This window comes from Streptomyces sp. NRRL S-455 (assembly GCF_000717875.1).
In the GTDB taxonomy this organism is placed as follows: Bacteria; Actinomycetota; Actinomycetes; order Streptomycetales; family Streptomycetaceae; genus Streptomyces.
The window spans coordinates 1-9,806 of record NZ_JOCT01000053.1 but is presented as its reverse complement, the minus strand read 5'-3'; the positions used below and the strand labels follow the sequence as shown (position 1 = coordinate 9,806).

Annotated in this window: 9 protein-coding genes and 1 pseudogene; 4 read left to right on the top strand and 6 right to left on the bottom strand. The window is 70.9% G+C overall.

Annotation, left to right across the window (positions count from 1 at the left end; genetic code table 11):
* From IE97_RS43370 to IE97_RS0137620, 6 genes are all read right to left on the bottom strand, one after another.
* The coding region (locus IE97_RS43370; RefSeq protein ID WP_078603544.1) for a hypothetical protein at positions 1-523 on the bottom strand (523 nt) is incomplete at its 3' end.
* A gap of 279 nt (positions 524-802) precedes the next feature.
* Positions 803-1,192 carry a D-ribose pyranase gene (rbsD, locus tag IE97_RS0137640; RefSeq protein ID WP_030252031.1) on the bottom strand — a complete coding sequence of 130 codons (390 nt, stop codon included), beginning with the start codon at positions 1,190-1,192 and terminating at the stop codon, positions 803-805.
* Positions 1,189-2,091, bottom strand: coding sequence for a ribokinase (locus IE97_RS0137635; protein WP_030252028.1), 903 nt, complete (start codon positions 2,089-2,091; stop codon positions 1,189-1,191). Before IE97_RS0137635 ends, rbsD begins: the two co-directional genes overlap by 4 nt.
* Before the next feature lie 84 nt (positions 2,092-2,175).
* Positions 2,176-4,125, bottom strand: coding sequence for a substrate-binding domain-containing protein (locus IE97_RS0137630; RefSeq protein WP_030252025.1), 1,950 nt, complete (start codon positions 4,123-4,125; stop codon positions 2,176-2,178).
* A complete protein-coding gene (locus tag IE97_RS0137625; RefSeq protein WP_030252022.1) occupies positions 4,115-5,674 on the bottom strand; it encodes a sugar ABC transporter ATP-binding protein in 1,560 nt (519 codons plus the stop codon). Before IE97_RS0137625 ends, IE97_RS0137630 begins: the two co-directional genes overlap by 11 nt.
* On the bottom strand, positions 5,671-6,690 hold the full coding sequence (locus tag IE97_RS0137620; protein ID WP_030252019.1) for a LacI family DNA-binding transcriptional regulator: 1,020 nt from the start codon (positions 6,688-6,690) through the stop codon (positions 5,671-5,673). The genes IE97_RS0137625 and IE97_RS0137620 overlap by 4 nt, the downstream gene beginning before the upstream one ends.
* Positions 6,691-6,931: 241 nt before the next feature.
* Between IE97_RS0137620 and IE97_RS0137615 the strand changes: the two genes are divergently transcribed.
* From IE97_RS0137615 to IE97_RS39010, 4 genes and pseudogenes are all read left to right on the top strand, one after another.
* Positions 6,932-7,297, top strand: coding sequence for a hypothetical protein (locus IE97_RS0137615; RefSeq protein WP_030252013.1), 366 nt, complete (start codon positions 6,932-6,934; stop codon positions 7,295-7,297).
* A gap of 78 nt (positions 7,298-7,375) precedes the next feature.
* Complete coding sequence (locus IE97_RS0137610; RefSeq protein ID WP_030252010.1) at positions 7,376-8,023, top strand: dihydrofolate reductase family protein; 648 nt, start codon at positions 7,376-7,378, stop codon at positions 8,021-8,023.
* 316 nt (positions 8,024-8,339) lie between these two features.
* The gene (locus tag IE97_RS0137605) at positions 8,340-9,173 is read left to right on the top strand and encodes a PIG-L family deacetylase (protein WP_030252007.1); all 834 of its coding nucleotides are present in this window, start codon (positions 8,340-8,342) and stop codon (positions 9,171-9,173) included.
* Positions 9,174-9,458: 285 nt separating this feature from the next.
* Positions 9,459-9,806, top strand: a pseudogene (locus tag IE97_RS39010) (glycoside hydrolase family 32 protein); the annotation flags it as partial.

Genomic DNA, 9,806 nt, shown 5'->3' with positions numbered 1-9,806 from the left:
CGGCAGGGGCGTCGGGGGGCGTGGGCTGCGCCGGTGGGGGTGGCGCCGGTGTCGTCGGCGCCGGCGGTTCCGGCGTGCCGGGCGGTTCCGACGTGCCGGGAGGCGCCGGTTCGCCGGGGGACGGGCTCCCCTCGGGCGCGGGTGCGCCGGGCGGTGGGTTCCCGTCAGGTGCCGGTTGGCCGGCCGGTGGGAGGCCGGGCACCAGGGGCGGGGCGATGGGCGGGCCGGGAGCGGTGAACTGCGGAATGAGCAGGCCGCTCGGCCCGGTGTCCGGAAGATCGCCGGGCCCCGAGCGGTCCCACGTCGGCGGCTCGCCGGGCGCCAGGGGCGCACCGTCCGGGGTGCGGGGTCCCGGCGCGGCGGGAGCTGCCATGTCGCCGGGCAGGATCGTCCCGGGAGCGAAGGGCGTTGCTCCCATCAGGCTCAGGCCGAGCACCGTCAGGTAGGTGGCCGCACAGCCGGCCAGTGCGTAGCCGATGCGCCGCAGGTTCCGCGCACGGCGACCGGAGGAGTCGACGAACACAGGGAGGCTCGGACCGCTCGACGTTCCCCGCGTTTCCCGTCCCTTATGTCCCCTCTTGGCCTGATAAAGCACCATAGGGCACAGCGTACGCCGCTGCGGGCAGCCGGTCCGGAAGAATTTCTTACTTTGCCGTGCAACCCTTTCCGCCCCAGGTGTGTCGTACTCGGTGTCAGGACTTCTGGAGGGGGATCCGGGGGGATCGCGGGGGCTCCTGACGGGAGGGGAAAAGCCGAGGGGGCCTGGTCGACGGACCGGGCTCCCTCGAAACCGTTCGGGGCGTCAGAAGAAAACCCCACACCTCAGCAGCACGTTCGCGTACGGCCGTGCCTCGCCCGTGCGGACCACCAGCCGGGCCCCGGCCGACAGCTCCTTGAGCCGCTCGTGCGGGACGAGGTCCAGCGAGGGGAAGTGCCCCTCCAGGAGCGCCGAAGCCTCCTGGTTCGCTTCCCGAACCTCGTCCGCCGCCGTCGCCCCCTCGACCACCAGCTCCTCCAGCAGCCCCTCCAGTACCTCCGCGAACGTCGGCACCCCGGCCCGGAAGGCCAGGTCCACCACCCGGGGCCCGTCGGGGATGGGCATGCCCGCGTCACACACCAGCACCCCGTCCCCGTGGCCCAGTTCGGCGAGCGCCCCGGCGAGGTGGCGGTTGAGTATTCCGGTCTTCTTCACAGGGCAGCGACCTCCGCGGCCGACGGGAACGACACCTGCGCGCCCTCCTTCGTCACGGTCACCGCCCCGACCCGGGCCGCGTACGCCGCCGCCTCCGCCAGGGACTCGCCCGCCCCCAGCCGGACGGCCAGCGCCGCGGTGAACGCGTCGCCCGCGCCGGTCGTGTCCACGGCGCTCACCTTCACGGACGGGATCCGCCGGACGCCCTCCGCGGAGGCCACCAGCGCGCCCTCCGCGCCCAGCGTCACCACCACCGACCGCGGGCCCTTCGCGAGCAGGATCCGCGCCCAGTCCTCGGGACTGTCCCCGACGGCGGACCCACCCAGGATCACCTTCGCCTCGTGCTCGTTGACGATCAGCGGGTCGCACGCCGCCAGCAGCTCCCGCGGCAGGGGGCGCGGCGGGGAGGGGTTCAGGACGAAGCGGCTGTCCGGCGCCAGGTTCCGAACCACCTCCACTACCGTCTCCAGCGGGATCTCCAACTGCGTCGAGACCACCCTGGAGCTCTGGAACAGGCACGCGGCGGCGCGCACGTCCTGCGGGGTCAGCCGGCCGTTCGCGCCCGGTGAGACGACGATGCTGTTGTCCCCGGACGGGTCGACCGTGATCAGCGCGACCCCGGTCGGCGCGCCCCCCACCAGGACACCGACCGTGTCGACACCGGCCTCCCGCTGCGAGTCCAGCAGCAGCCTGCCGTACGCGTCGTCGCCGACCCGGGCCAGCAGAGCCGTACGGGCACCGAGCCGGGCGGCCGCGACCGCCTGGTTCGCGCCCTTGCCGCCCGGATGGACGGCCAGATCGGAGCCGAGCACGGTCTCGCCGGCACCGGGCCGACGCTCGACGCCGATCACCAGGTCGGCGTTGGCCGACCCCACGACCAGGAGGTCGTAGTCGTACATGAGTTGTCTCCCCACGTGAGTGACATGGGCGGGCGGTTCCCACACGCTGTGGACGACCGCCCGCCGTTCCCCGATGTCAGCCGGTCAGCCGCTGAAGCCGGCCACGTTCTCCTTCGTGACCACCTTCACCGGCACCTTCACCGTCTCCTCGACCTTCTTGCCCTGAAGCGCCCGCAGCGCGTTGTCCACCGCGATCTTCCCGAGCTGCGTCGGCTGCTGCGCCACGGACGCGTACAGCGTGCCGCCCTCGACCGCCTTCAGTCCGTCAGGCGTGCCGTCGAAGCCGACCACGGAGACCGACGTGCCGGCCTTGGAACCCAGGGCCTTGATCGCGCCGAGCGCCATCTCGTCGTTGGCGGCGATGACGCCCTGGACGTCCGGGTGGGCCTGCAGCAGGTTAGACATCACGTCGAGGCCCTTGGTGCGGTCGAAGTCGGCGGGCTGCTGGGCCACCACCTGGATGCCCGGGTAGGCCTTCAGCCCCTTCGCGAAGCCCTCGGCGCGTTCCCGGGCCGCGGACGTGCCCGCCTGGCCCTGCAGGATCACGATCTTGCCCTTGCCGCCCAGCTTGTCGGCGATGGACTTGGCGGCGAGCTCACCACCGGCCACGTTGTCGGAGGCGACGAGGGTGGCCGTCCTGGCGTCGTTGACGACGCGGTCGACGGCGATGACCGGGATCTTCGCCTGGTCGGCGGCCTTCACCGAGTTGCTCGCCGCGTCCGAGTCCACCGGGTTGACGATGATCGCGCCGAGTCCGGAGCTGGTGAAGTTCTGCAACTGGTTGGCCTGCTGGGAGGCGTCGTTCTGGGCGTCCGTGACGGTCAGGTCCACGCCCAGCCGCTTTGCCTCGGCCTGGGCGCCCGCCCGGATCTGCACGAAGAAGGGGTTGTTGAGGGTGGACAGCGACAGGCCCATCTTCGGGGTGCTCGCGGCGGAGGAGCCGTTGTGCAGGAAGGACGTGGCGCCGACGATCGCGACGGTGACGACGGCCGCGAGCCCGTACGTCACCGCCTGCCTGCCCTTCGGGCCGCCGGTGCCGGCCGCCACCGGGGTCGCCCCCGCCTTGCGCCGCAGCGTGTCGAACAGCACCGCCAGCGCGATGACGACACCGATGACGACCTGCTGCCAGAACGCGGAGACGTTCAGCAGGTTCAGCCCGTTGCGCAGCACCGCCAGGATCAGCGCGCCGATCAGCGTGCCGGACGCCTTGCCCGTACCGCCCGCGAGGGACGCGCCGCCGATGACGACCGCGGCGATCGCGTCCAGCTCGTAGCCGTCGGCGGCCTGGGGCTGCGCGGAGGAGAGACGGGAGGCGAGCACCACACCGGCGACGGCGGCGAAGATGCCGGAGAAGGCGTAGATGGCGAGCTTCTGCTTCTTCACGCGCAGCCCGGACAGCCGCGCGGCCTCCTCGTTGCCGCCGATCGCGTACATCGAGCGGCCGATGTAGGTCCGGCCCAGGACGAAGGCGGCGATCAGGCCCATCACGATCATCACCAGGACCGGCACCGGCAGCCAGCCGCCGAGCGTGTCGCCGAGGTGGGAGACGGAGTCGGGGAAGGCGATCGGGGAGCCCTCGGAGATGACGAGGGACAGACCGCGCGCCACGGACAGCATGGCCAGCGTGGCGATGAACGGCGGCAGCTTGCCGTAGGAGATCAGGATGCCGTTGACCAGGCCGCAGACGATGCCCGTCGCTATGGCGAGGAGCACGGCGACGAACACCGGGACGCCGGCCGAGGTGGCGCTCCACGCCAGGACCGTGGCCGACAGCGCGGCGACCGAGCCGACCGACAGGTCGATGCCCGCCGAGACGATCACGAAGGTGACACCGAAGGCGAGGATGGCGGTCACGGCCGCCTGCACGCCGACGTTGAGGAGGTTGTCCGCCGTCAGGAAGTCGCCGGACAGCGCCGACATCGCGATGACGAGGACGATGAGCGCGGTGAGCGCCCCGTTGTCGAGCAGGAGACGGCGCAGGCCGCCCGAGGCGCCACCCGCGCCCGTCGTGCTCTTGAGCGTGTCAGTGGCCACCGGAGGCCTCCGTTCCGGTCGTTCCGGTCGTGGTCGTGGTCGTTGTCGTGGGAGTGGGAGTGGGAGTGCTGACGGCGAGGGCCATCACGGCGTCCTGGGTCGCCTCGTCGGCGGAGAGCTCACCGGCGATCCGCCCCTGGGCCATCACCAGCACCCGGTCGCTCATGCCGAGCACCTCCGGGAGATCGCTGGAGATCATCAGGACGGCAGCGCCGGCGGCGGTGAGTTCGTTCACGAGCTGGTAGATCTCGACCTTGGCGCCGACGTCGATGCCCCGCGTCGGCTCGTCGAGGATCAGCACCTTGGTGTCGGCGAGCAGCCACTTGCCGATGACGACCTTCTGCTGGTTGCCGCCGGACAGGGTGCGCACGTGCTGGCCGAGGCCCGCCATCCGCACCCCGAGCTGCTTCGCGATCCGCTCGGCGGCCTCACGCTGCCCCTTGAGATCCACCAGGCCCGCGCGCGTGGCCGACCGCAGCGTCACCAGCCCGAGGTTCTCCTCGACCGACGCGTCCAGCACCAGGCCCTGCCCCTTGCGGTCCTCCGGGATGAGCCCCATGCCCGCGGTCATGGCCGCGTTGACGTCGTACTTCGGGACATCGGAACCGGCGACCTTCACAGCCCCCTTGTCGTACGGATCCGCCCCGAACACGGCCCGGACGACCTCCGTACGCCCCGCGCCGACCAGCCCCGCGACGCCGACGACCTCGCCGGCGTGCACCTCGAAGCTGACGTCGTGGAAGACACCGTCCCGGGTCAGCCCCTCGACGGTGAGCAACGCGGCACCCCGGTCGGCCCGTGCACGCGGGTACTGCTGCTCGATCGAGCGCCCCACCATCAGCCGTACGAGCTCGTCCTCCGGGGTGGAGGCGGGCACCTGACCGACACTCTTCCCGTCCCGTATGACGGTCACCCGGTCCCCGAGGGCGGCGATCTCCTCCAGGTGATGGGTGATGAACACGATCCCGACGCCGTCCTCGCGCAGCTTCCGCACGATCGCGAAGAGCCTCTCGACCTCCTCGGAGGTGAGCACCGCGGTCGGCTCGTCCATGATCAGGACCCGCGCGTCCAGGCTGAGCGCCTTGGCGATCTCCACCATCTGCAGGCGGGCGATGCCCAGTTCCCGCACCCGCGCCCGGGGCGACACGTTCACACCGACCCGCTCGAGAAGGACGGCCGCCTCGGCCTCCATCCGCTTCCGGTCGATCACCCCGAAGCGGCGCGGCTGCCGCCCCAGGAAGATGTTCTCCGCGACCGTCAGATCGGGCACCAGGTTGAACTCCTGGTAGATGGTGGCGATCCCGAGCCGCTCGGAGTCCTGCGCGCCCTGGATGCGCGTCTCCTCGCCGCCGACCAGGATCCGCCCGGCGTCGGGGGTGTAGGCGCCGGAGAGCATCTTGATGAGGGTGCTCTTGCCCGCGCCGTTCTCACCGAGCAGCACATGCACCTCGCCCGGGCGCAGATCGAAGTCGACGCCGTCCAGCGCGACCACGCCCGGGAAGGTCTTGCGGATGCCCTCGATGCGCAGCAACTCGTCCGCGTCGCTCACGACGTGCTCCTTTGCACTGGGGTGGGGTTCTCGCCGCAGGAGCGGCGTACGACCAGCCGGGCGGGAAGGGTGACGGACTCGCCCGGCCGTCCCTCGATGCGGTCGACCAGCGCGCGTACGGCGGCCCGCCCCAGCTCGCCGGTCGGCTGGGCGATCGCGGTGACCGGCGGATCGGTGTGCACGAACCACCGGATGTCGTCGAACGCGGCCAGCGCGATGTCGTCCGGCACGCGCAGGCCACGCGCGCGTACGGCGTCCAGCGCGCCGAGCGCCATCAGGTTGTCGGCCGCGAACACGGCCTCGGGCGGCTCGGCCAGGTCGAGGAAGCCCTCGGTGACCCGGCGGCCGCTCTCCGCCTGGAAATCGCCCTGCCCTATGTAGGCGCCGGGCAGTTCCAGCCCGTACGCGGCGAGCGCCTCCCGGAAGGCGTCCACACGCTCCCGGCCGGTCGTGGTCGCCGCCGGCCCCGCGATGATCGCGAGCCGCCGGTGCCCGAGCCCGTACAGATGCGCCACGAGATCCCGCACGGCCGCCTGCCCGTCCGCCCGCACGACCGGCACCTCCACGCCCGGGATCCACCGGTCCACGAAGACCATGGGCGTCCCCGCCCGCGCGGCGTCCAGCATCAGCGGCGAGCCGCCGTCCGTGGGGGAGACGAGCAGCCCGTCGATCCGCCGGTCCAGGAGGGTGCGTACGTGGTGGTCCTGGAGGTCCGGACGCTCGTCGGCGTTGCCGATGATGACGCTGTAGCCGAGCGCACGGGCCTCCTCCTCGACGGAGCGGGCCAGCTCGGTGAAGTAGGGGTTCATCACGTCGCTGATGACCAGGCCGAGGGTGTGGGTCTGGTCGGTGCGCAGCGAGCGGGCGACGGCGTTCGGGCGGTAGCCCAGGGTCTCGACGGCGGCCAGCACGCGGGTGCGTGCGTCGGCGCTGACCGACGGGTGGTCGTTCAGGACGCGCGAGACCGTGGCGACGGAGACGCCGGCCTCGGCAGCGACGTCCTTGATGCTGGCCACCGCCGCTCCACCTCCTTGTGGATCAGTCATGGGAGCACTCGCCCTTGATCGGCGGCGCTCGTGGAATCGCTCGTGAAATCGGTCGTGGAATCGATTACATCGACGGGTGGATGGAATCGATTACACGGCGGTAAGGCAAGACCCCCGGGTCACCTCTTGACCGGATCGTGATGTCGCGGGAGGCAGTCCGGCGGGTCAGTGTGGAAGGAGGAGGTCCGTTTCCTCGGTGAGCGGAGGAGTCATGACGGCGGCGACCCGGAACGACGTACCCGTCGCCCTCGGCGGCGACGGCGTGGAGGTACGCAACATGCCGATCGGCGGTGGCATGTCGGTGAGCTACATCAGCCTGCCTCAGGGGACGGACATGGGCCCGGCCCTCAAGGGCCTGCCCGACGACGCGTGCCAGTGCCCTCACTGGGGCTATCTGCTCAAGGGCCGCGTCAGGATGCGCACGCCCTCTGGCGAGGAGGAGTACGAGGCGGGACAGGCGTACTACTGGGCGCCCGGCCACGTCCCACTCGCCCTGGAGGACACCGAGCTCGTTGAGTTCTCCCCCGAAGCGGACTTCAAGCAGGTGATCGACCACGTGGTGGGGCAGGCCGGATGACGCGGTGGTGCGCGGGTCGCCGATGAGTTTCACCGGCCCGAGCGGTCCAACTCTCGTCTCGACCACAGAAGGAGTGCCGTGCCCCAGCTACTGCGAGTGCAGAACTTCAACGTCTCGAGTGACGGATTCGGTGCCGGTGAGGGCCAGAGCCTGGAGCGGCCGTTCGGCCACGCCGACCCCGGCACGATGTTCGCCTGGGCCGGCGCCACGGCGAGCTGGCCCAACCGCACCGACCCCGGTGGGAGCCGCGGCCTCGACGACTACCTCACCCGGGACTTCACCAACAACATCGGCGCCGAGATCATGGGCCGCAACAAGTTCGGCCCCCAGCGCGGCCCCTGGCAGGACCATGACTGGAAGGGCTGGTGGGGTGAGGAACCCCCCTTCCACACGCCGGTGTTCGTCATGACCCACCACGTACGTCCGTCGTTCACGCTCTCGGACACGACGTTCCACTTCGTCGCAGGCGACCCGGCGGGCGTCCTGGAACTGGCCCGCGAGGCGGCGGAGGGCAAGGACGTCCGGCTCGGCGGCGGGGCGGCCACCATCCGGCAGTTCCTCGACGCCGACCTGGTGGACACCCTGCATGTGGCGGTCTCGCCCGGCGTGGTGCTCGGCGCCGGTTCACGGCTGTGGGAGTCCCCCGACGAACTGCTCGACCGCTTCCACTGCGATGTCGTGCCGAGCCCGAGCGGGGTGACGCATCACCTGTTCTGGAGGAAGTGACACGGCCCTGGCGGCGTCCTGAAGCAGGGGCGCTCCGCGGTGCCGCCGAAGTGCCCCTGCTGTCGGAGGTGGTTCTCCACGAGCCGGATGCGTTGCGGGCCGGGCGCGACCGGTGGACCGGCCAGGCCCCGCGGTGCGGGGCCGCAAGGGAACAGCCGGCCCGGTCGGCGCGGTTGCATCGACCGAGGGGCAAGTGCCGCACGGGCGGGGGACTCACGAGGCTTCAAGATCGTCCGGACCAGGACCCGGACCGCAGGATGGCGGCCGGCCCGCCCCGCACCCGGACCATTACTTACTTCTGCAGGAGGACTTCTTCATGACCGACCGGCCGTTGACGCTCATGGCAGTACACGCCCACCCCGACGACGAGGCCACCGGAACCGGAGGGGTCCTCGCGCGGTACGCGGCGGAAGGCATCCGCACGGTTCTCGTGACGTGTACCGACGGCGGTTGCGGTGACGGGCCGGGGGGTGTCAAGCCCGGCGACCCCGGGCACGATCCGGCAGCCGTCGCATTGATGCGCCGTCAAGAACTCAAGGCGAGCTGTGACGTCCTGAAGGTCAGCGATCTGGAGATGCTGGACTACGCCGACTCCGGGATGATGGGCTGGCCGAGCAACGACGCCCCCGGGTCCTTCTGGCAGACCCCCGTGGAGGAAGGCGCGGCCCGGCTCGCGGAGCTCATGCGGCACTACCGGCCTGATGTGGTCGTCACCTACGACGAGAACGGCTTCTACGGTCACCCCGACCACATCCAGGCCCACCGCATCACGATGGCGGCGCTGGAGATGACCACCCTGGCCCCGAAGGTGTACTGGACCACGATGCCCCGCTCGATGATGCGGCGGTTCGGCGAGATCATGCGCGAGTTTCATCCGGACATGCCGGAGCCGGATCCTGCCGAGGCCGCCGCGATGGCCGAGATCGGCCTCCCCGACGATGAGATCACTACGTGGGTGGACACCACCGCGTTCAGCGGCCAGAAGTTCGACGCGCTGGCCGCGCACGCCAGTCAGGGCGAGAACATCTTCTTCCTCAAGATGGGCAAGGAGAGGTTCGGCGAGTTGATGGGCATGGAGACCTTCGTACGGGTCCAGGACGCCACCGGCGCGGCCGTACCCGAGAACGACCTCTTCGCCGGACTGCGCTGATCCGCCCTGCCGGCCGGGAAAGCGCACCGGCGACCGGCCGGCAGCCTGGCGGCGCCCGCCGGTGGGCACGGCCGCGGACAGGACGGCGGTCACCCCTCCGCATGTTGACGGGGCCACCTGACCGCGGCTCATAATCGAGCAACTACTGTCATCGATGACACGAGCCGACGATGACATCCTCGGGTGACGGCGGGGAGCCTTCGTCGGGCCGGGGTGCACTTCTCGGTCGTCGCGCGGGGTTTCTCCGTCACCGCTGCGTGGACGGCCGCGGGACAAGGAGCCGCTATGAGCCGCGTACGCGTATCCCGGCATGCCCGCATACGGATTGCGACGGTGCTGGCCGTCTGCGCCCTGTCGGCGGTCCCGCTCACCCCACAGTCCGCCGCCCCGGCGTACACCGAGACCCACAGGCCCCAGTTCCACTTCACTCCACAGAAGAACTGGATGAACGACCCCAACGGTCTCGTGTACTACAAGGGCGAGTACCACCTCTTCTACCAGCACAACCCGAACGGCAACTCCTTCGGCGACATCTCCTGGGGGCACGCGGTGAGCCGGGACCTCGTGCACTGGGAGGAGTTGCCGCTCGCGCTGTCGCACGATGACGAGGAGATGGTGTTCTCCGGCAGCGCG

Bases quoted from the DNA above. Each gene is read 5' to 3' on its own strand.
- IE97_RS0137605 (WP_030252007.1), top strand. From the start codon at position 8,340: ATGACCGACCGGCCGTTGACGCTCATGGCAGTACACGCCCACCCCGAC.
- IE97_RS0137635 (WP_030252028.1), bottom strand. From the start codon at position 2,091: ATGTACGACTACGACCTCCTGGTCGTGGGGTCGGCCAACGCCGACCTG.
- IE97_RS0137615 (WP_030252013.1), top strand. From the start codon at position 6,932: ATGACGGCGGCGACCCGGAACGACGTACCCGTCGCCCTCGGCGGCGAC.